Here is a 21,766-nt window from a genome sequence, read left to right as displayed (position 1 = left end):
GGCCGCTCACGCTCCTCGACCTTCAGTTCTGCACCCTCAACCCCCAACCCTCGGAAGGCGGACCTCCATGGCCGACCCTCTCCTCTTCAACCCGCGCACGTACGACCCGGCGCAGTTCGACCCCGAGACCCGCAGGTTGCTGCGCGCCACCGTCGACTGGTTCGAGGACCGGGGCAAGCGCAGGCTCATCGAGGACTACCGCTCCCGCGCCTGGCTGGCCGACTTCCTGGCGTTCGCAGCCAAGGAAGGGCTGTTCGCGACCTTCCTCACCCCGGCGTCCGCCGCCGGGAACAAGGACCAGCGCTGGGACACGGCGCGGATCGCCGCCCTCAACGAGATTTTCGGGTTCTACGGTCTCGACTACTGGTACGCGTGGCAGGTCACGATCCTCGGTCTCGGCCCGGTCTGGCAGAGCGACAACACCGCGGCTCGCACCCGCGCGGCGGAACTCCTCACCCAGGGTGAGGTGTTCGCGTTCGGCCTGTCCGAGAAGACCCATGGCGCTGACATCTACTCCACCGACATGCTGCTGACGCCGGACGGCGACGGCGGCTTCACGGCGGAGGGTTCCAAGTACTACATCGGCAACGGCAACGCCGCCGGGCTCGTCTCGGTCTTCGGCCGACGCACCGACATCGAGGGCCCGGACGGCTACGTCTTCTTCGCCGCCGACAGCCGCCACCCGGCGTATCAGCTCGTGAAGAACGTCGTCGACTCCTCGAAGTACGTCAGCGAGTTCCGCCTCGACAACTACCCGGTCGGTCCGGACGACGTCCTGCACACGGGCCGCGCCGCGTTCGACGCCGCCCTCAACACCGTCAACGTCGGCAAGTTCAACCTCTGCACCGCCTCGATCGGCATCTGCGAGCACGCGATGTACGAGGCGGTCACCCACGCACACAACCGCATCCTGTACGGCCGCCCCGTCACCGCATTCCCGCACGTACGCCGCGAGCTGGCCGACGCGTACGTCCGCCTCGTCGGCATGAAGCTGTTCAGCGACCGCGCCGTCGACTACTTCCGCTCCGCCTCGCCGGACGACCGCCGCTACCTGCTCTTCAACCCGATGACGAAGATGAAGGTGACCACGGAGGGCGAGAAGGTCATCGACCTGATGTGGGACGTGATCGCGGCCAAGGGCTTCGAGAAGGACACCTACTTCGCACAGGCCGCCGTCGAGATCCGTGGGCTGCCCAAGCTCGAAGGCACGGTCCACGTCAACCTCGCGCTGATCCTCAAGTTCATGCGCAACCACCTCCTGAACCCGGCCGAGTTCGCGCCCGTGCCGACCCGCCTCGACGCGGCCGACGACACGTTCCTCTTCGAGCAGGGACCGGCCCGCGGCCTCGGCTCCGTGCGCTTCCACGACTGGCGCCCGGCCTACGACGCTTTCGCCGGCGTGCCGAACGTCGCCCGCTTCCGGGAGCAGGCCGACGCCCTGTGCGAGTTCGTCGCCACCGCAGCCCCCGACGAGGAGCAGAGCCGCGACCTCGATCTCCTGCTCGCCGTCGGCCAGCTGTTCGCGCTCGTGGTGCACGGCCAGCTGATCCTGGAGCAGGCCCGCCTGACGGGCCTTGACGAGGACGTCCTCGACGAGCTGTTCTCCGTCCTCGTCCGGGACTTCTCCGCGTTCGCCGTCGACCTGCACGGCAAGGACTCCGCCACCGCGGATCAGCAGCGTTGGGCGCTCGGTGCCGTCCGACGTCCCGTGATCGACGAAGCGCGCTCGGGACGCGTCTGGGAGCGTGTCGAGGCACTGGCCGGGGCGTACGAGATGGCGCCGTGACGGGGCGCCCGGAGGGCTCGTCGGTACGTGACGGGCATGGTCCCCGGGAGCAGTGACGCCCCGTACCGCCGACGTCGCCATGTACCTGCCGTGGCCTTGCCGCGGCGGGTACCGGCGATGTCCCGCCCGCTTGCTCAGCAACGCATCGGCGAGGAAGAGAGGGAGACGAAACGTCTCGTGAGAGCGTTTCGTGGTTCACCGCGCGATTCGCTGATGTGGGCGAAGCCGCCGCCGGTGTTATTCAATGAGGTGTGCGGTGAGGGACCTCGGGGCCCCGTCGCACGGGTCCGAGTACGGCCCCGGTGCTGCGCCGGGGATTGCTGAGAGAGTCGCATGGACTCCACACCCTCCCGCTCATCCTCTTCGGCGTTCCACCTGGTCAGCCGAGCCCTGGGGCGCTACATCCCCCGCGGTGGAGCGGCTGCCGGGCCCGCCGACGCGCAGGGCGACCGCAGCACGCGCCACCCCGTACCCGACGACCCGGCAGCCAGTCACCAGGAGCAGATCCTCGGCGCGGTCAATGTGGACCGGGATTTGATGATCACCCGCGCCAACCTGGACGCCCCCGTGTTCGCGGGTCTGGACGCCGTGGCAGGCAAGCCGATCGTCGATCTCCTGCCACCCTGGGACGTACCGACGGTCACACGGCGGTTGCGGCAGGTCATGGAGAGTGGCGAGGCGCACGTCGCCCGAATCCAGCGCCTGCGCCGCAGGGACGGGTCGGAGCTGGTGGTCTCGCTGAGCATCCTGCCCGCCGCGGCGCCCGAGGACGGCCTGACCGTCTCCATGATCGCCATGGCCAGGAGGCTGCACCTGTACGCCGCCGAGACCGCGATCGGCACCTCCCTGGACATCGGCGAGACCGCGCAGTCGCTGGCGGAGTCCCTCCTGGCCTGGGGAGACGTGGCGGCCGTCGACCTCGACTTCGCCGTGTGGACGGGTGAGGGAGTCACCGGGCAGGTGCAGAGGCGCATCCGGCTGCGGCGGGCAGCCCTGGTGCCGGACCGGGCATGGCCCGAGGGCTACGTAACACCGGGCGGCGACCTCCCCAGCGACGCCAGTCGCCTGCTGGCGCAGGCAGTGCTGCAAAACGATGCTCCGCAGACCATCGTCATACCCGACCGGGAGGCGATCGAGCGCGTACTCGACAACCCACGCGTCGTGCGTGCCCTCGTGCCCGTCGACCGGTCGGCGGGTGTGGCGTGCATACCACTGGTTCTGGACGGCGTGCCGCCCCTGGTGCTGGGCGTGGCGGAGGTCTGGCGGCGGGCGGACCGCCCCTTCCGCGACAGCGAGCTGTTCGACTTGCAGGAACTCGTGGCCAGGACCGCCCACCACGTCGACCTGGCTCGCCAGCACCAACGAGAGCACACGCAGGTGCTGGCGCTGCAGCGCCGACTCCTGCCGCGGACCGGCGGCGACACCATCGAGATCGCCAGCGTCTACCAGCCCGCCACCCCCGACAGCGCCGGCGTCGGCGGCGACTGGGTGAACAGCTTCCCGCTGCCGGACGGCCGTACCGCGCTGGTGGTCGGTGACGTCGTCGGGCATGGCCTGGGAGCTGCCGCAACCATGGGCCAGCTGAGTATGGAAGCCCGCGCCCTGCTCTCCGCGGGGCTCGCGCCCGACGAGGTACTGGAGCACCTGGACGAGACCGTGACGCTGCTGGACGACGCGGAGTCGGGTCTGACGGCCGGCTACAGCGCCCTCGGGTCGACCTGCTGCATCGCCCTCTACGACCCGGTCAGCCACCACGTGGCCCTGGCCAGCGCCGGCCACCTCCCCCCGATCCTGATCACCCCGGACGGGCACGCCGGCCCGCTCCCGCTGCGCCCTCACCCCGGCCTGGGCGCCGAGTTCGCGCTGCGGGAGCCGTTCGACGTCCACACCTTCGTCGCCGCCCCGGGCTCCCTGCTCGCTCTCTACACCGACGGTCTGGTCGAGGATCCCGCCCTGTCGATCGACGAGGGCATCGACAGGCTGGCCGCCGCCGTGTCCACGGTGCACCCCTGGGACACCCTGCAGCAGGCCGCACGGCACGTCGTCTCCGAACTGGCTCCCGTGCACCCGCGCGACGACGTGACCCTGCTGCTCGCGCGGATGATCGGCTACCGCAAGGGGGACACGGCGACCCTGCGGCTGGCCGCCCGCTACGACGCCCCCGCTCGCGCACGGGCGCAGGTCTTCGCGCTGCTGACGCAATGGCGCATCAGCGACGCCACCCGGGACAAGGTCGTGCTGCTGGTCAGCGAGCTGGTCACGAACGCGGTCCGCTTCGCTGCCGGTCCCATCACGGTACGGCTGATCAGGGCCGGCAACGGCCTGCTGTGCGAGGTGGGCGACACCGGCAACGGCAGGCCACGCCTGAAGCGGGGCGACCTGCTCGACGACGGCGGTCGTGGCCTGAGCATCGTGCACAGGCTCACCACCCGGTGGGGGGTGCGCTGGACGGACACCGGGAAGGTCGTCTGGGCGGAAGTCGCGAGGTGAAGCGGCTGGAGTTCTCGCGGTACGGGGTAGCGCGGCCCCGTTCTACAGCCACTGCCCTTCCAGGGCGGTGGCGGTGAGACCGGGCGCCGCCGCGTACAGAACGGCGCGATTGCCGGGCTTCTGCTTCCCCGCGTCATGCGCCCGCCGCAGGATGTCGAACACGGCGGCGCCTCCGCGGTTGCCGCTGGTGTAGCTGTCCCGGCTGTAGTCCAGCAGCCCCGACGGCCACGCCTCGGGCATCGTCTGCTCCATGTACTCCAGCACCCGGGTCCCGCCGGGGTGGGCGAGCAGCACGTCGGGGTGCCAGGAGTCGGGGTCGTCCTGGTAGCGCACGCGCAGCCAGTCCCACATCGCCGTGACCGTCTCCTGCACCGCACGCGGTCCACGCCGGTCCATCACGAAATGGGTGCCGTCCGACCGTGTCTCCAGACGGTGCAGGTCCTGGGTGCCGGGCAGGGTGTGATTCCAGGCGGCGTCCAGCCGCAGCACCGACTCGGGCCTCGGGCGGCCCGTGACCACCGCGGCCACTGCCGTGTCCGCGAACAGCAACCGGACGATCAGCGACTCAAGGGTGTCGTCTGCGGGCTGGTACGTCGTGCTCAGCGCCTCCGAGATGACGATCAGAACCACCCGGTCGGGGTCTGCGGCCACGAGATCCGCCGCGAGCGCCAGGGAGCGGGTCCCGGCGATGCAGGCCCACTGCGTGGCCGGCAGCAACATCACATCGCTGCGGAGCTGGAGCCTGTTGGCCAGGGCCATGTCCAGTCCGGGCAGCGCCGGCGTGGTGGAGTGACTGGTGATCAGGCAGTCGACGTCCGAGGCGTCCAACCCGGCTGTCTGCAGGGCCCCGCGCGCCGCACGCTCCCCGTAGGACTGCACGGCCTCCCAGGCCGGCGCCGTGCGCTCCTGGACGGTCTGCGGCGCGGGTATGGCTTCGAGGGCGGCGATCACGCGGTCCACGTCCTGCTGTGCGAACCCGTCGCGCACAAGCGCCTCTTGGGCCGGCTCGACGCCGACAGCCCGCAGGGCGCTGCCGCTGCCGGGCGCGACGGCGGTCTCCAACGGCAGCATCCACCCGCGGGTCTCGATGCCCGTACTGGCCGCGATGCCGTCGACCCGCGGCGCCCACGCCGCGTCCGGGTGCCGGTCGCTCACCTCGGCCACGATCTGGCTGGTCTTCACTGCGTGCTCGCCGTGTATCACGGCAGGAGGCGAGAGGTAAGCGGCCATGATGGGGCACCTTCCAAGAGGGAACGGGGGAACAGGGGAGGGGGGAACGAGGGGGAGGGCCACAAGTGCTGTGTCATGGGCCACGTAGGAACTTCGCGCCCAAGAGCATGCAGACGGGCCCCACTTCGGGAGTCTGTGTCCGTTCAGAGCCTGGCGCTAAATGGACATTTACGCTGTGATGCAGACAACTTAGGCGCGGACTGGAATCCGTGACACGGCACACACCGCTACCTACGACGGAAGCGCGCCGTCAGGTCGGCGAGCCTTGATGTCGAGCCGTACCGCGATGAGTTCCCCCAGTTCCGCACGCGGTTCGGAAAACGGCGTCGGCATCGCCGAGCGGCATCCCCGCGAGCAGATGCCCGTCCAACCGCTCGCACTGCATGGGCGACGGACCTTCCTGCGGTCGTCCATGTGCCGCACTGCCCGAGCCGTCCGTTGGGCGCAGGGCCCTCGCGTTGACGCATGCCGATATAGGCATATGATTGCTGCATGGCACGAGCGGCGACGACCTCGGACGCGTTCAACGCGATCGCCGAACCGCAGCGGCGGGAGATCCTGCTGCTACTGCGGGGCGGCGAGCGGCCCGTGACCGAACTGGCGCGGGACCTGGGGATGACCCAGCCGCAGGCGTCCAAACACCTGCGGGTGCTTCGCGAGGTCGGGCTGGTGCGGGTCCGCGGGGCGGGCAAGCAGCGGCTGTACGCCCTGGACGCCCGCGGGCTACGGCCGGTCCACGAGTGGGTGGGCGGCTTCGAACAGTTCTGGCACGAGACCTTCGACCGGCTGGACGAGTACGTGCGAGATCTGAAACAGGGCAAGACGGGAGGAACCACCGGATGACGACGACCAGTGGCGGTGGCGAGCATGACCACACGACAGCGGACCGCGAGATCTTGGTCTCCAGGGACATCGGCGCCCCACGGGAGCTGGTGTTCGAGGCGTTCACGCAGGTCCGCCACCTGTCGCGGTGGTGGGGTCCGGACGGGTTCACGACCACGACGCGGTCCTTCGCGTTCCGTGCGGGCGGGGTCTGGGACTTCGTGATGCACGGGCCGGACGGGACCGACTACCAGGAGTGGATCACCTGGACCGAGATCGTCCCGCCGGAGCGGATCGCGCTGGTGCACGGCGAGTCCCGCGACGACCCCAACGCCTTCGAGTCGGTCCTGACCTTCGAGCCGGCCGGCGAGGAGACCCGGATCATGATGCGCACGGTGTTCCCCACCAAGGAACTGCGCGACGAGGCGGTGGAGAAGTACCACGCGATCGAGGGTGGCGAGCAGACGTTGCGCAACCTGGCGGACCACGTCGCCCAACTCACCTCGAACGAGACCGCCCGCAACGAGACCACACCGAAGGGGGCGGAGGGCTGATGGCTGGGAAGGTGTTCTTCAGCGTGACGATGTCACTCGACGGCTTCATGGCGCCGGAGGCCGTGCCCGTCGAGGACGTGTTCTCGCCCGAAGGCCAGAACGACCCGAGGGTCCAGCGCTGGATGGCGAAGTGGTCGGAACTGCAGGCGTGGGCGTTCCCGCAGCGGTGGTTCAGGGAGAACCTCAAGCTCGGCGAGGGCGGCGAGGAAGGACTCGACAACGACATCGCACGGGCGACGTACGAGCGCACCGGCGTGAGCGTCATGGGCAAGCGCATGTTCGACGCCGGCGAGCCGTCATGGCCTCAGGAGGCGCCGTTCCACACCCCGGTGTTCGTCGTCACCCACACCAAGCGCGACCCTTGGGAGCGGCCGGGCGGCACCACCTTCCACTTCGTCAACGACGGCATCTCCAGCGCCCTCGACCAGGCCCGCGAGGTCGCCGGAGACCGCGACGTCCGCATCGCCGGCGGCGCCGAGACGATCCAGGAGTACCTGGACGGCGGCCTGATCGACGAGTTCTCGATTACCCTCGCGCCCGTGCTGTTCGGCACCGGCATCCGCCTGTTCGACCGCGTGGACCCGGCCCGCCTCGCCCTCGAGCAGACCCGCACGGACGCATCATCCCGGGTGACCCACCTGACCTACACCGTCGGGAAGCGGTAGCCCGCGCACCACGCCGGCCAGCGCCCCACCCCACGGCCCGAGTCGCGTGGAGTGGGGGGCATCTTCACGAGAGTCCCGGGCGGGCACGGCCGCTCACAGTCCCGCGACCTTGCCGCTCGCCGAGATCTCGTAGACCAGGGTGACCGTGCGGTGTCCGCCGGGCGCCAGACGCAGGTCCCAGCGTGCGATGCCGTCGGCGTCGACCGCTTCGGGCTCCGGGGCGCAGGCTTCCTTGCGCAGGCGTACCTCCACCGCCGAGACCTCGGAGACCGGGATCCGCTCCCGAAGCGCGATGACCTGCTCGCGCTGTTCTCCGGGCGCGGTGAAGCGGGACACATGCAGCCGGACCGTGCGGGTGATCACGCTTCGCTGGGTCAACGTCGCAGTGTCGCGGGACTCTTCGGCCTGCCGGATCACCCGGTAGTCGTCGTGGCTGCCGAAGGCGACCTCCACAGGGGCACCCGGTGCGGTGAAGCTCAGCGTGCCGCGGCCGGTGAAACCGCTGCCGCGAACCAGGTCGACGGGCCCGGCCAGCAGCGCGTGGCCGGAGACGTTGTCGAACCGCACGACTTGGGTGACCAGCGGCGACAGTTCGGGCGAGGAGGAGTACTCGCTGCTCGCGGTGGTGGTGACGGCGGTGAGCGGTACCCGGTGGGCGCGGCCGTCCGCGGGGACGGAGACGGGCGCGGGGGAGTGCAGTACACGCGTCCGGCCGCCGTCGTCCACTCCAGGAAGACCGAGGACCGGGGCCGGCCCGAGGTCCGCGGTCTCCTCCTCGCGCAGTTCCACGTCGACCGTGCGGCGCTCCGCGGCCGAGCGATCCTTGAGGGTGAGACGGTCCTCGGTCAGCTGCGGCGGGTCGGTGGTCAGTGCGGAGCGCGCCGTCGACAACGTGAGGCGTACGTCCGGCCAGTCCTCGCCGGTGCGCTGCCAGACCATCGCGTCAGTCTCCAACGTCAGCGATTCCCCGTCGAGTACGGCCCGGTAGGCGGGGCGCCACAGCGCACACGAGGTGAGGTGGGTCAGACGCAGCCGGACCGGCTCCGCGACTGCGGCCTGTACGGTCAGCTCGACATGGCCCACCAATTCGGCGGGCTGTTCCTCGGAGAGGTCGATGGCCTGCTGGGCCTCCGTCGACTCTCTGGCGAGGGCCGTCAACCGTGCTTCGGCGGCACGGAGTTGCTCGGCGTACGAGTCGCGCTCGGCGTCGATCCGGTCCAGTTCGCGGGTCCAGCGGGCTTCGTCCGTCTCCCCGTAGCCGGTCCCTTCGGCGATGTCCCGCAGCAGATCGGCGGCGAGTCGGCCGAGGAGGTCGAGGCGGGCGCGCAGCCGGTCGCGTGCATGGCCGAGGGCGAGCTGTTCCTCTTCGAGGGCGTGAATCCGCGTGCGCAGGGTGGAGTCGTCGGGCGAGGGCAGCGGCGCCTGCGGTGTCCAGGTGCGGACGATCCGCACGTCGAGGACGGTCGCCCGGTGGTCGCCCGTCAGCTCCGCGTGGAGTGTGCGGTCGACCGCGAGTGCGCTGATCGGCCCGAGACGCAGTCGCTGGATACCCGCGCTCAGGTCGAGTTCGGCGGTCCGCTCGATGTGGGCGCGGTCCTCCAGGCAGGTGACAGCTGTGACGGGCAGGGGGATCGGCCGGGTGTCCGGCTCTGCGACTGCGACTGCGTCTGTGTCCATGGGCATGGTGTCAGCTCCTGCGGTTGCCGCCGGCCAGGGCCTTGGCGGCCGGGACGCGGATGTCGTAGCCGCCGTCGAGGGTGGCGCTGCCGCCGGCAGGGAGGTCCACCCGCCAGACGCGGGTCCCCGGGGCGTGCCGGTCGGGGCCGCTGTCCTGCTCGGGCGCCGTCCAGTCGGCCCGTTCCTCGATCCGGACGTCGGGTTCGGTGGTGACCGGAACCTGTTCGTGGACCTCGACGGCGACGGCATGGGCCAGTCGGTTGCCCAGTTCCACGTGGATCTGATGGGCGAGCACGGTCGTGTTGTTGCGCAGACCCGATGTCGACTCGCGCAGGTTCGTGCGGCGGGTGACCCGGATGCCCTCGGCCGGTCCCAGGCCCATCCGGCGAACGCCGCCGGGAGCCAGCGTGGGCAGAGCTGCGGTCGTCAGGAAGTCGTCGTCGCTCGTGACCTCCACCGGCCCCGCGAGCAGGGCCTGGTCGGTGGCGTTGGACAGCACGAGCGTGGCGTAGACCGTCTGTTCCACGGACGGCACGCACACGTACTCGGTGCGCAGGCCGACCGGGATGCCGGTGACGGTGACGGTGTGCCAGGTGCCGTCGGAGGGGATGTCGGCGCGGGCGACGGCGTCGTAGCGGTGGTCGAAGGAGCCCGCCGACTCGCGGGGCCGCACGGCATGCCCCGGCAACGGCAGCGCCGACACCGCGTCGGCGCGGCGGCGGTACTCGTCCGCCACCGCGTCGTAGGGCGTTTCGGGGAAGAGCCTGCCCCGGCGGCCGTCGCTCTCCTCGGCACCCGACAGCACGAGCGCGGCGTAGTCGAGCTCCGCGCCGCTGGGCTGCGGCGGACCGACGGCCGCCGGCGATGACGGCGGTGGCGGCGGCGAGCCTGCCTGGGCCGCAGCCTCCTGGGCCGCGGCGGCGGGAGCAGCGACGCGCCTGGCAGCGGGCCCAGCCCCACCGCGCGGTCGCCCCGACGGCCTCCTCGGCGCCGCCGGGGCCGGACCCGCGGCGCCGAACGCTGCCGACGGAGCACCGGCGAAGCCAGTAGGTTCAGCGGGTGCAGGGGGCGGCGGGCCGTACCCCTGCGGTGCCGGCGGAGGCGGCGGGACGGGACCGGGCATGGCGGGCGGCATGCCATACCCCAGCGATGCCGGCGGCGGGGGGACTTGCGCGGGTGCGGGCACGGCGGGCGTGCCATACCCCTGCGGTACCGGCGGTGGGGGGACGGGACCGAGCGCGGCCACCGGCACAGGCCCTGCGGCCGAAACAGGACGGGGACCTGCCGCGTCGTAGCCGGAGAACAGATCGGCGAGCCCCACAGGGGGCTCCCGCCAGCCGGAGGGCGCGGGGGCGGGCTGCCGCCGTCCGACCCGGACCGAACGCAGCCTCGGCAGGTCGGTGCGGCGCCGCAAATCAGCGGTGGCCAGACCGATGCGGACCCCGGTCCAGTCCTCTCCGGTGCGCTGGGCGACCGAGGCACGCAGTACCAGAGCGCCGCTGTCGTCGCCCTGACGGTGCGTAAGACGGTAGGCAGGGACCCAGACGGCCCCCGGCACACCGTACTCAAGCTCCAGTTCCACAGTTCCGGTTCGGGTTCCTGTTCCTGTTCCTGTTCCTGTTCCGGCGAGCGTCAGGACCGCGACGACCGTGGTCGCGACGTGCCCGGACTGCACGTCGGTGGAGGCGCGGACCCAGCGATCCGTGGCCACGGAAAGTTCGTGCTCGACGCGGCGCAGTTCCTCCTCCAGTTCGACGAGCCGGAGGTGCAGGCCCCGCAGCCGCTCGTCGACGAACTCGGCCAGCCGCAGCCACGCGTCGGCGGGCGTACGGCGGGGCGGGTCCTCGGGCTTGCGGGTCGGCGGAACGGGGCGCAGGGCCGTCACTTCGGAGATGAGGCTCAGCTGCCGGTCACGGCGGCCCTGTGCCGCGGCGCAGACGTCGCGCAGCCTCTCCATCTCGTGCCGCAAGGTGTCGGCCGCGTCGGTGCCGGAGGGTTCGGCATCCACCTCCACACGCACCTCGGTGACGCGTACGCCTTGGTCACCGACGACTCTTGCGCGCAGCGAGCCCGGGTCCATCGACCGGGGCATTCCCGTCACCCGCACCCTGCCGTCCGCCGGCAGGGTGCCCCGCGCCACCCGGGTACAGAGCGCACCCTGCGCGTACACCACGACCGCGTCGAGCGACGACGCCCATCGCTGCGCTACCCCAGACTCCATACACTCCGCCCCCGTTGTGTCCGTGCCGACCGAAGCCTACGCCCAGGCCCAGGCCGAACAAGCCGGGACCGGTTGACCTCCGCCGACGGTGGGCGTCGCCGCTGAGGCATGACATAGCTCACGTCAAACGCGGCCGGATCTTGGAATGCGCGGTCTCCGGCGGCTGCTGCACTGTTCATGGGCTCGCCCTGTGTGGGGGCGCGCTGGGCAACGGTGCTCGACGCGGCCGGCCGAGGCAGGTGTCCCCCCGACCTCGGCCTTCTCTGCTCCCTCGTCCTGCTCGTCCTCGGACCGCTGTCTTCGAAAGGTTCCCCCGCACCATGCCTCTGGCTCTGCTGGCCCTTGCCGTTGTCGCCTTCGGCATCGGCACGACCGAGTTCGCCACGATGGGGCTGCTGCCCCAGATCGCCGACGGGGTCGGGGTGTCGGTGCCGCACGCCGGCAACCTCGTTTCGGCGTACGCGCTCGGCGTCGTCGTCGGTGCCCCCGTCCTGACCGGGATCGGTGCACGCATACCGCACAAGAAGCTGTTGCTGCTCTTGTCGGGACTGTTCGTGGTCGGCAACATCGCCTCCGCGCTCGCCCCGAACTTCGGCCTGCTGTTCGCCGCACGTTTCCTGGCGGGACTGCCGCACGGCGCGCTGTTCGGAGTCGGCGCCGTCGTCGCATCCCGGCTGGTCGCCCCCGAAAGGGCCGCACGCGCCGTGTCGATGATGTTCCTCGGCCTGACGGTCGCGAACATCGTCGGCGTCCCGGCCGGCACCGCGCTCGGCCAGCAGCTCGGCTGGCGGTCCGCCTACGTCGCCGTCGCCGTCATCGGGCTCGTCGCGCTCGCCGCACTGGCCGCGTTCGTCCCGCACCAGCCACGCGGTCAGCAGGCCGGCATCCGCCACGAGGTGCGAGCCATGAAGAACCGGCAGGTCGCGATCGGCCTGGCCACGGCGGTGGTCGGGTTCGGCGGCTTCTTCGCCGTCTACAGCTACCTCGTGCCGATGCTGACGCACCTGACGGGCATATCGGACACCTCGACCACTCTGGTCCTCGCGCTGTACGGCGTAGGCATGACGGTCGGCACGCTGATGGCCGGCCCTCTCACCGACCGAGCCCTGCGCCCGACCCTGTACGCGGGCCTGGCACTGCTCGCGGCCGGACTGGTGACGTTCTACTTCACGGTCCACAGCACCGTTCCGGCCCTGGTCACGATCACCTTCATCGGCGCGATGGGTGCCCTCATCACCACCCCCGTCCAGATGTTGCTCATGGCGAAGGCCAAGAACGCCCCGACGATGGCCGCGGCCTCCAACCACTCCGCCTTCAACCTGGCCAACGCGGGCGGGGCCTGGCTCGGCGGACTGGCCATCTCCGCGGGCTGGGGCTGGGCGTCACCCAACCTCGTCGGCGCCGCCCTGGCCGTCGCAGGCCTCGGCCTGGCCGTCACGGGGGGCCTCATGGACCGGCGCGGCGGACGCTCCGCGACCTCCGAAGTGATCACGTCATCCGCTGCGGAAACCCCGACGGAGGCGGCACCCACCACACCGGCCAAGGGATGACCCCGGGTCGGCGACGTCGCTCCGCAAGATGAGGTGGCCTGTGTGAGTCACACAGGCCACCGGCTCGATCCCGCTCATTTACGTTCGCCCATGACCAAGTGTCCGGCGACTGCCCCTTGTTCCCGGGACTACCAGTTGTCCGGCGACATGATGCGCTCGCGAACCCAGACTCCGGCGGGCTTCAGCGGGGAGGTGCCGGTCCAGGGGCCGGACCTGTCGCACGTCCCGGTCTTGAAGACGGCACCGGAGCGGTCGTCGTCGGAGAAGTTCCAGTTCGTCCAGCTGATCTTCTTGGAGGCCATGAGGTCGAGGTAGCGCTGCGACATGGCGAAGTCGTTGCTGCCCTCGCCGGCGTAGTTCTGGGTGCCGAACTCGGTGACGAACACCGGGAGCTTGTCGGCGGCGCGGGAGAGGGTCGCCAGGTACTCGTCGCGGTGCGAGTACGCGTAGAAGTGGAAGGTGTACATGATGTTGGACGCCCTGACCGGGTTGTTCACCACCTCCGACTCGTTGACGCCCTCGGAGACACCGAACGAGGACCAGGCGCGGGTACCGACCAGCACGGGAGCGTCGGAGTCGATGGTGCGGATGGTCGGGATGATCTGCTCCGCGTAGCTCTTGATCCGCGACCAGCTCACGCCGCTGGGCTCGTTCGCGATCTCGTAGAGGACGTTGTTCTTGTCCTTGTTGCGGTTGGCGATGTCCGTGAAGAACTGCCGGGCCTTGCTCAGGTTCGTGTTGGGGTCGCCCGGGGTGAGCATGTGCCAGTCGACGATCACGTACATGCCGCGGTCGGTCGCCTGCTGGATGAGGGAGTTCGCGAGGTTGGTGAAGTGCTGCGGGTTCGTCTCGTAGCCGCCCTCCTGCACGTAGGTCGAGACGCGCAGGACGTCGGCCTTCCAGTCGCCGGCCAGAGCGTCGAGTGAACCGCTGGTCAGGCAGTGCGGGTACCACTGGGTGCCGTGGGTGCTCATGCCTCGCAACTGGATGGGGTTCCCGCGGCTGTTGCACAGCTTGGTGCCACAGACTCTGAGCTGGCCGTTGACGGAGACCGGCGTGGCGGCCGCGGCACGCTGATCCGTGCCGGCCGCTCGGGCGGAGCCGGTCGGGATGACGCTGAGGAGGAGCAGGAGGATGCTGCCGAGCGCGGCGGCTACCGCACCCTGCCGAAGCGACAGAGGTGATGCCCTCATATGAACCTCGTTCAGGTGGGGGATTGATAGGAAACTTTCCTAACCAGGAAAGCAGAGCCTACTTGGGGCTACAAGAGCCCTGTCGTCATCCACAATTGCTTCGGCATTCACAGAGATGTGGTTCGCGTATGTGATTGAGAGGCATGCCCGGAGCCGGGACCTCTGCCGAGGAACGAGCCTGGCGGCCGGCCCGGCTGCGGGGGCGCCGGCGCTGCTCGCCGGAGCCACTCGCCGAGCCAAGGGGCGTTGTTGTGGTCTGGTCCCTGTCGGACCGGCGTGCGGAGTGGTCACGCACCTGGCGCTCGGAGGACCGAGCGGTACGCCGGCCCGAGGCCGACAGGCCTGCGGGGACGCCGATCTGTCACCGGGGCGGCGTCCACCGCCGTACGCCGGTCGCAGCCATCAACAACCGGCTGCGACCAGCACGTTCATGGCCGGCCCTGGTCCCCGTCGTGTACGGACGTGAGTCCGTTGAAGACGCCCGTGTACGCGGTGCCGTCAGGGCCGATGGTGACCGGTGCCCAGTTGTTGTCGTAGAGAAGGCCGGTCCCGACGAGTTGCTTCCACCGCGTGGCGCCCGTGCGGAAGTCGACGGCCGTCAGGTACCAGGCGGCGACGCCCATGGAGTTGGGGTCCTTGGTGTACAGGTAGATCAGGCCGTTGGCGGTGGAGAGCTTCGGCACGACGGACGGGGCTCGCTCGCCGCTCTCCCAGACGGTGTGGCATCCGCTGCCGTCGGGGCGGACGTCGATGCGGGTGACGCCGCCGACGACGCTCCGTCCGAAGGTGAGCGATCCGACGTTCTCGTAGCCGTAGTTGTTCTCGACGACGAGGCTGTTTCCCCAGCTGATCAGGGAGTTGTCGGTCGTGGATGCGCCGGAGCCGAAGACCGGAACCTTGCACAGCAGCCGCTCGTCCGCCGGCAGACCGGTGCCGCGCCGGTAGACCAGCACGTTCATGCGGTCGTCGGCGTTGTCGGTGATCGCGACGTACTGCCCGTCGGGGCCGAAGATGTCCGGGGTGGTGCCCGAACCCTGGTTGACGGAACCCGGCTTGCTGCCGGTGCCCCTGTCGTAGTTCTGCCGCCACACCACGGTTGGTGTTCCGTCCGCCGCGGCGGTGAACTCGTACAGGGCATGGTCGGAGACGATCGACACACCGTCGGCGGCAACCGAGAAGGAGTTCTGGATCTCCTCGCCCGCCAGACGAATCGAGCGGACAGCGCCGGTTCCGGGATCGACGGTTCCGACGCGGCCTTGCCGGGTGACCCACCAGATGCGGCCCTGCCAGTCCGGCATCACCGACGTGACGGGGTCGCACTCCCCACTGGGGTACAGGTTGGTCCAGGTCACGCAGTCGTGCGGGATGTGGCCGGTCAGGTCCCAGTCGTCGGCGACGGTGAACTCCCAGCCGCCGTCGGGCTGTTGCCGGTGGGCGAGACGGATGATGTGCTGCCGGGAGTCCGCGAGCACCAAGCGGTCTTCATTGTCCAGGTAGGAGTACGCGCCGCCGGACGTGTCCTTGAAGATCCGGGAGAAGTCCAGCCGGGTGATCGCTTCCACGGTGGACGGGCGCTGCGGCAGCTTGTACTCCGCCAAGGTCGCGAGCGTACGGGGATCGAGCAGCTTGACCAGGAACCCGGTGAACGTCCCGCATACCGTGACGATCCGTCCTGCCCTGTCGAAGGTCACATTCGCGCACTCGCCGCCGAGCGCCGCCATCTTCTCGCTGCTGACCTGCGGCGCCCGACCCAGGGGGCCGCTCCACGGATACGTCGCGCTGCCCCACGCGTCGGCGTGCATGCCGCTGCGGCCGTTGGCTGCCATGTAGGGATGCTGGGGTGGCTGCTCCCCGGGCAACGGCTCGGGCTCGGCGGGCTCGCCCGAGTAGCCGGCCACGAGACGATGGCCGGGCGCCTTCGGGATCGGGTCCGCGTGCACGGGCACCGTGGCGGCCACCAGCGTGGCTGCCACGCTCAGGGCGACGGCCGAGGCACGTCTGACTGTTGGTAAGGACATACGGCTCCTTGGATGCGTACGACGATGCCGCGCCGTCGGCGACGGTAGGAGCCGGACCTTGAGGTGTCCACGCAGATGCGGGACTTTTCAAGGGACTGCAATCATTTGGGGGTGCAGCTCTCGTAGAGGGACGAAGTGATCATGCGGCGAGGGCGTAGGCCTCCTGGTAACGGGGGCCGTGCACGCGCTGGTGGTGTTGCCGCTTGTGGAACGCCCAGTATTCGTCGAAATCGCCGTTACTGATGACCGCTCGGAGTTGGAGGACTGCCTCGGCTCCGGCCAGGCCCCATCTCGCTCCGGTGATCTCCATCCGGTCCTTGATCAAGTAGCGGCAGGCCCCTTCGATCACACCCGAGGCGATCGGCCATCCTTGTTCCAGCGCCTGGTCGTACCTCAGGTAGGGACGTTTGTTGACCAGGTAGGTGATGGTCTTCTCCAGTCGGGCTCGCTTGTCGGCGACCAGACCGCGGCAGGTTGCCTTGCGCCGGAGAGCGGCTACCACGAGGTCGGAGCGCCCGGCCAGGATTCGGCGGGCGTGCGCGGCAACCCACTCCTCGGCGGCCTTGGCTCCCTCAGCGAAGAAGCACCAGGCGCTGGCCCACAAATATTCCAGAACATGGATGAAGTCGATCACAATGGGCACGGTGATCTGCCGTGCCGTGGCCTCGGCCTGGATCCGCTCGATCTGGTGGTTGTTGCCGTCCACCACCGCGGCCCAGGGCCGCTGGTGTCCGGGATCGCGGCGTTCGGCCTCGTCGAAGACCTCGCTGATGACGGCGGCAGCATCTTCGGTGACCGAGGCGGTCAGCCACTTCCCCTGGGCCTTGGGGCCCTTGACGTGCTCACTGTCCGTGCCGAGCGTGATGACCTGCTCGGGAGTACGGGACACGGGGGCGGCGTCGTAGACGGCTCCGACCTCGGCCATCCGCTTGCGGTTGCGCTTTTCTCCCCGGCTGGTGCGGGTGGCCAGCTTCGGTTTGGCGTCGGCGGCCTTCTTGGCGGTGTCTTCACGCAGCGCTTCGGGGCGCATCACCACGCCTTTGCCGTCCATCTGCAAGATCAGCAGGTCGTCAGTGCCGGCCGGGCTGGTGCGGCGGGTGGAGTAGAACAACGCGATGTCGGCGGCGGCTGTCCTGGCCAGCTGCTCGACCTGACGGGTGGCTACCCCCACGCCCCGGGCCCGCTCGATGGCCGCGCTGGCATCGGCGAACGACCCGCGCACCGCTTCCACGGCGGCCAAGCGCCGCAGCCCCAACGAGTGGAGCTCCACGGGCAGGTTCAGCTCACCATCGGCCGGGTACGCATTGCGTGCCCCTTTCACGCGGTACGCCTGGCGTCTGACGCGGACCTGACCGAAGACCGTGAACAAACTCCGCTCGTGCCCCTCCTCGACGCTGGCACGCCGGACGCCGTCCGTCCCGGTGACCTCTTCGCGCCGCACCTCACGAGCCGCCCGCAAGTCCAAGTGGTCCTGGAACAGACGGCGCATCAACTCCTGCGAGTGCGCGGTGAGCAAGTCCTCCACCTCCGTGTGCGTCCGTCCGTCCTCCGGGTCGGACAAGTCCTGGACGACGGCCTCGAAGTACTCTCGCGAACTCACGAAACCGTCATGGGCGGGCACGGATGCGTAGGTTTCCATCGGGCTCCTTCAACGTCGTTCAGGCCTCAACACCATGAACGAGCGAGAAGGAGCCCGTCCTACGCCCTCTTCACCAACCCTGTCACCAGAAAGTTGCTGATGGCAGACCTACAAGCGCTCCCTCTACGAGAGCTGCACCCATCATTTGGCGGGCCCAGCGATCGCGCTGGTCCGGGTTTCGGCCACTCATCGCACGTGCCCACGTGCCTCTTCGGCAGCCGCCCGCGCTGCCCCCCGGCCGCATACGCCGAATGCGCTCAGGCCGCGGGACGTCCCGGTCGGCAGCCGTGCCTTCGTCCAGGGGCCGTACGGGGGCGTTCACCTCGTTGCCCCGGACAGAAGGTGTTCCTCCCGCTGGCGCGGGAGGAACCGAAGGGGCAAACTCAGCCGCCGCTCTTTCGCCGGAACGACCGCTGACTGGCGGCCGGGCCGTGCGCGCCCCGAATCTTCGACGCGTCGGTGTTCGCGGACAGGGTCGCCGCGTCCTCCTCCTGCCTGGCGCGCTTGCGCGCCAGGGCCTCCCGAAACTTGCCCTTCAGGTCGTACTGGCCCTCCTCGTCGGGTGCCAGGGCAGGGCTCTCGGACTCGACCGGCTCCGAACCTTCTTGCCGTTGAGACTCTGTAGTCATGGTGACCTTCCTGGGTTCGGGCAGTGTGAGCACAGCTTGTCATGCTGGGTCACGCACTGGGCCCCGCGTCCGGCGTCGAGCGATCCGCCGCCCGCCTCACACCCCGGCAGGCGGCCGCTCCCGCGACTGGGTGAGCCCCTCAGGGGATGGGCGGGCAGAAGCGCGAGGTGACCTCAGCGCAGCCAGGTCGGATCAGTTGGCCGGCCCGGCCGTTTGCCGTTGCCGGCGTGTGCAGGCGGGTCAGGTCACGAGCGGGGCGCCGATGCTGCCGGAGCGCGGTGGTCTTTAGCGGAGGCTCCGGCTGTCCAGACACGCCTTGCGAGGGCGAGAGTCCGCACAGTGGCCAGGAAGATCGGCATGAGGGTGATGGCGATGCCGCCGACAGCGATCGCGTAGAAGCAGAAGCCGGCCACCGTGGGTTGCGGACCCGCATCGCCCACAGCCAGCCACCGCAGCGCCAGGATCGTGGTGAGCAGCAAGCAGGTCGAAACGGCCGCCCAGAGCAGCGCGAGACCGGCGAGGAGCGTCGAGTTCCGCAGCCGCTTCCACGCGGCCGTCACCCATCCGTGCGGGTGGGTGACGGCCTGCCCGGCCAACTCGGCGACATCGTGCTCAAGACGCTCTGTGGCTTCCTGCCAACGGCTGACCAGGCGCTTGGCGACCTGGTGGTACTCCACCGCCCCTACAAGCCACAGCACCGGAGCGACCGCTGCGACCGAATCCCCTGACATCCTCATGATCACAGTCTGGCCTTGCGGAGCAGTCGGCGACAGACCTTCTCAGGGGCGCTCTCCTTGCACAGCAGGCATGCGCCGCACCACAGATCGCCGTGGGGTGTCGGCGGCCCACATGGCTCGTACGGGCCGCCGGTGCGGACGATGTGCTGCGGACCGCGGCTTGATCAGACCTGGTAGCGGTCGGCGGCGAAGAGGTGGAGGTTGTCGGCGACCCAGTCGGAGGTGCGCCGCAGTCCTTCCTCGAGCGGGACCCGCGGCTCCCAGCCGGCCCATTCGCGGGCGCGGGAGTTGTCGGACAGCAGCCGGTGGACCTCACTGCCCGTCGGCCGCAGCCGGCCCGGGTCGACGACGATCTCGGCGTCGCGGCCGGAGGCGTTGATGAGCGCCTTGGCGAGGTCTCCGACGGAGATCTCCTGCCCGGTGCCGAGGTTGACGCTGTGGCCGAGGGCACGGTCGCAGGCGGCCAGGGCCAGGAAGCCGTGGGCGGTGTCCGTGACGTAGGTGAAGTCGCGGGTGGGGGAGAGCGAGCCGAGCTTGATCTGCCTTGCTCCGGCGTGCAGTTGGGACAGGATGGTGGGGATCACCGCACGGGCGGACTGCCGGGGGCCGTACGTGTTGAACGGGCGCACGACCGTCACCGGCAGCTCGAAGGCGTGCCAGTGGGACAGCGCCATCATGTCCGCGCCGATCTTGGAGGCGGAGTAGGGGGACTGCGGCTGGAGCGGGTGGTCCTCGCCGATCGGTGCGGTACGTGCGGTGCCGTAGACCTCGCTGGTGGAGGTGTGCACCAGGCGCCGTACCTGGTGCCGGCGGCAGGCCTCGGCCACGTTCTCGGTGCCGACCATGTTGGTCTGGACGTAGGCGCCGGGGGAGTCGTAGCTGTAGGGGATGCCGATCAGCGCGGCGAGATGGAAGACGGTGTCGCAGCCCTCGACCGCGTCCATGACCCGCCCCGCGTCCCGGACGTCGCCGGCGAGCATCTCGACGGGGCTGTGCGGGTCGGCGAGGTAGGAGGCGAGGTGGCCCTTGTCGGCGTAGGGCTTGTAGTGGACGAAGGCGCGGACGCGGGCACCTCGGGAGACGAGGAGATCGACGAGAGTGGAGCCGATGAAACCCTCGGCGCCGGTGACCAGCACGGTGCGTCCGGTCCAGTCGAAGTCGGCGGGCGTGGGCTGGGGAGCGGGGGTGGTCATCGGGCGATCTCCGTCTCGTTCGTCGTGGAAGGGATGGGGTGGCAGGGCTTGATCAAGTTCCGTAGGTGTCGCGGTTGTTGATGATGCCCAGGATCGGGAGTGCTCGTTCGGGTTCGTCGCGGATGGCCCGGGTGGTCTTGGCGATGTTGTTGGCTCCGAGGACCTTCAGCACGCCGATGGCGAGGTTGCGGAAGGTCGCCATGGCCCGGGGCGCGGTCCCGGTGTGGACGGTGGAGGCGTCCTCGGCGAAGGTGACGTCTCTGATGTGGTGCGAGGAGTTCTCCACTCCCCAGTGCCCGCGAATCGCGGCGGCCAGGTCGGCCGGGCAGGCCTGGTGGGCGTCCAGGCTGGTCACGGCGTAGACGCTCTCACGACTCTCGCGCCGGCCGGTGAGCTTGCGGCGGCGGTGAGTGCGGATGGCCAGGCGGGCGTGGGGAAACGGGATTCCGCCGAGTTCGTCGGCGATTCCGCAGGTTTTGATCGAGCGGGACTCCCGCCGGCCGTGCCCGGTCCCGGAGGCGGTGTGCTGGACGGCGATGTCCCGCCAGGGCAGGGCCGCCAGCCGGCGGTGGGCGGTCGGCTGGTTGGTCTTGATCACGGCGATGTAGTGCGCTTTCTTCGTCTCGACAAGCCAGGAGACGTTCGCCTTGACCGAGTGCAGCGCGTCGAAGGTGACGACAGTGCCGGCCAGGTCCAGCGGCTCCAGCAGCGGGCGGAAGTGGGTGGTCTCGTTCGTCTTCGCGCCGACCTCCACCTGGCCGAGGGTCACGACTGGGCCGTGGGTGACCACCGACAGCAGGTGCCGGCGTGCCGAGGTGAGACGGGCCGAACCCTTGAGCGCTTTGCCGTCAAGGGCAAGGACGCGCAGCCGCCCGGGCGCGGGTGCCGCCGGCTGCCCCGTGGCCCTGGTCGCGGTGCCGGTGACGGCGTGGTGCCGGTCGGTCAGGTAGGCGCCCACCGCCCGGTCCAGGGCATCACCGTCCACGGCGCCCAGCACGCGCCCGATCGTCACGGGCGAGGGGGTGCGCCGCCACCCGAGCAGATGACGGCGGATACCCAGGGCCGCCAGTAGCCTGCCCGAGGCCCTCGCACCCCATTCGGCGAGCTCGTCGATGCTCTTCGCTCCCGAGACGACCGCGCAGGCACACACCAGCAGGATCGACGTCAGCGAGTACCACCGGCCCCGCCGCGAGCGTGGGTCGGGGATGGAGTCGAAGTAGGGACGCAGGTCGGCGACCTGGCCGACGTCCAGCGACCCCAGATTCCCCAGCACGGCAGGGATCGGAGAAGATACAGCGGCAGGCACGGGCCACCTCATGATCATCGGGCGTAAGACACCACAATGATCACGAAGCCCGTGCC

The 21,766-nt window shown here is 70.0% G+C and carries 16 protein-coding genes; 6 read left to right on the top strand and 10 right to left on the bottom strand.

The window, feature by feature from the left end; all coding sequences use genetic code 11:
* Positions 1-67: 67 nt before the first annotated feature.
* Positions 68-1,786 carry an acyl-CoA dehydrogenase family protein gene (locus OG331_RS06615; RefSeq protein WP_406192651.1) on the top strand — a complete coding sequence of 573 codons (1,719 nt, stop codon included), beginning with the start codon at positions 68-70 and terminating at the stop codon, positions 1,784-1,786.
* A gap of 333 nt (positions 1,787-2,119) precedes the next feature.
* Positions 2,120-4,276 carry a SpoIIE family protein phosphatase gene (locus tag OG331_RS06610; protein ID WP_406192648.1) on the top strand — a complete coding sequence of 719 codons (2,157 nt, stop codon included), beginning with the start codon at positions 2,120-2,122 and terminating at the stop codon, positions 4,274-4,276.
* A 42-nt stretch (positions 4,277-4,318) separates the two neighbouring features.
* Here the strand turns inward: OG331_RS06610 and OG331_RS06605 are convergent, their stop codons facing one another.
* On the bottom strand, positions 4,319-5,506 hold the full coding sequence (locus OG331_RS06605; RefSeq protein WP_406192645.1) for a type III polyketide synthase: 1,188 nt from the start codon (positions 5,504-5,506) through the stop codon (positions 4,319-4,321).
* A gap of 492 nt (positions 5,507-5,998) precedes the next feature.
* On the opposite strand from OG331_RS06605, the gene OG331_RS06600 reads away from it, so the two are divergent.
* From OG331_RS06600 to OG331_RS06590, 3 genes are read left to right on the top strand one after another with little or no spacing between them, the layout of a single operon-like run.
* Complete coding sequence (locus OG331_RS06600; RefSeq protein ID WP_406192642.1) at positions 5,999-6,349, top strand: ArsR/SmtB family transcription factor; 351 nt, start codon at positions 5,999-6,001, stop codon at positions 6,347-6,349.
* Positions 6,346-6,882, top strand: coding sequence for an SRPBCC family protein (locus OG331_RS06595; protein ID WP_406192639.1), 537 nt, complete (start codon positions 6,346-6,348; stop codon positions 6,880-6,882). Before OG331_RS06600 ends, OG331_RS06595 begins: the two co-directional genes overlap by 4 nt.
* Positions 6,882-7,547, top strand: a complete 666-nt coding sequence (locus OG331_RS06590; RefSeq protein WP_406192636.1) for a dihydrofolate reductase family protein — start codon at positions 6,882-6,884, stop codon at positions 7,545-7,547. Before OG331_RS06595 ends, OG331_RS06590 begins: the two co-directional genes overlap by 1 nt.
* A gap of 93 nt (positions 7,548-7,640) precedes the next feature.
* Here OG331_RS06590 and OG331_RS06585 read toward each other — a convergent pair whose 3' ends face one another.
* Both OG331_RS06585 and OG331_RS06580 read right to left on the bottom strand, forming a co-directional pair.
* Positions 7,641-9,230, bottom strand: coding sequence for a mucoidy inhibitor MuiA family protein (locus OG331_RS06585; RefSeq protein ID WP_406192633.1), 1,590 nt, complete (start codon positions 9,228-9,230; stop codon positions 7,641-7,643).
* A gap of 4 nt (positions 9,231-9,234) precedes the next feature.
* The gene (locus tag OG331_RS06580) at positions 9,235-11,445 is read right to left on the bottom strand and encodes a DUF4139 domain-containing protein (protein ID WP_406192630.1); all 2,211 of its coding nucleotides are present in this window, start codon (positions 11,443-11,445) and stop codon (positions 9,235-9,237) included.
* 320 nt (positions 11,446-11,765) lie between these two features.
* On the opposite strand from OG331_RS06580, the gene OG331_RS06575 reads away from it, so the two are divergent.
* Positions 11,766-12,995 carry an MFS transporter gene (locus OG331_RS06575; RefSeq protein ID WP_406192627.1) on the top strand — a complete coding sequence of 410 codons (1,230 nt, stop codon included), beginning with the start codon at positions 11,766-11,768 and terminating at the stop codon, positions 12,993-12,995.
* A 128-nt stretch (positions 12,996-13,123) separates the two neighbouring features.
* Here the strand turns inward: OG331_RS06575 and OG331_RS06570 are convergent, their stop codons facing one another.
* From OG331_RS06570 to OG331_RS06540, 7 genes are all read right to left on the bottom strand, one after another.
* Positions 13,124-14,188 (bottom strand): glycoside hydrolase family 5 protein, encoded by a 1,065-nt coding sequence (locus tag OG331_RS06570; protein WP_406192624.1) that lies wholly within the window; start codon positions 14,186-14,188, stop codon positions 13,124-13,126.
* A gap of 428 nt (positions 14,189-14,616) precedes the next feature.
* Positions 14,617-16,206, bottom strand: coding sequence for a hypothetical protein (locus OG331_RS06565; RefSeq protein WP_406192621.1), 1,590 nt, complete (start codon positions 16,204-16,206; stop codon positions 14,617-14,619).
* 139 nt (positions 16,207-16,345) lie between these two features.
* Positions 16,346-17,845: an ISKra4 family transposase gene (locus OG331_RS06560; RefSeq protein ID WP_406192618.1), complete on the bottom strand. Its 1,500-nt coding sequence runs from the start codon at positions 17,843-17,845 to the stop codon at positions 16,346-16,348.
* A 383-nt stretch (positions 17,846-18,228) separates the two neighbouring features.
* Positions 18,229-18,474: a DUF5302 domain-containing protein gene (locus tag OG331_RS06555; protein ID WP_406192615.1), complete on the bottom strand. Its 246-nt coding sequence runs from the start codon at positions 18,472-18,474 to the stop codon at positions 18,229-18,231.
* 245 nt (positions 18,475-18,719) lie between these two features.
* Positions 18,720-19,205 (bottom strand): hypothetical protein, encoded by a 486-nt coding sequence (locus tag OG331_RS06550; RefSeq protein WP_406192612.1) that lies wholly within the window; start codon positions 19,203-19,205, stop codon positions 18,720-18,722.
* A gap of 170 nt (positions 19,206-19,375) precedes the next feature.
* Positions 19,376-20,404, bottom strand: a complete 1,029-nt coding sequence (locus OG331_RS06545; RefSeq protein WP_406192609.1) for a GDP-mannose 4,6-dehydratase — start codon at positions 20,402-20,404, stop codon at positions 19,376-19,378.
* Positions 20,405-20,456: 52 nt separating this feature from the next.
* Positions 20,457-21,677 (bottom strand): ISAs1 family transposase, encoded by a 1,221-nt coding sequence (locus tag OG331_RS06540; protein WP_406192606.1) that lies wholly within the window; start codon positions 21,675-21,677, stop codon positions 20,457-20,459.
* Positions 21,678-21,766: the final 89 nt, after the last annotated feature.

The sequence above is a fragment of the Streptomyces sp. NBC_01017 genome, assembly GCF_045162795.1.
Taxonomy (GTDB): Bacteria; Actinomycetota; Actinomycetes; order Streptomycetales; family Streptomycetaceae; genus Streptomyces; species Streptomyces machairae.
The sequence above is the reverse complement of the archived record's forward strand: the minus strand, read 5'-3'. Positions and strand labels throughout refer to the sequence as shown.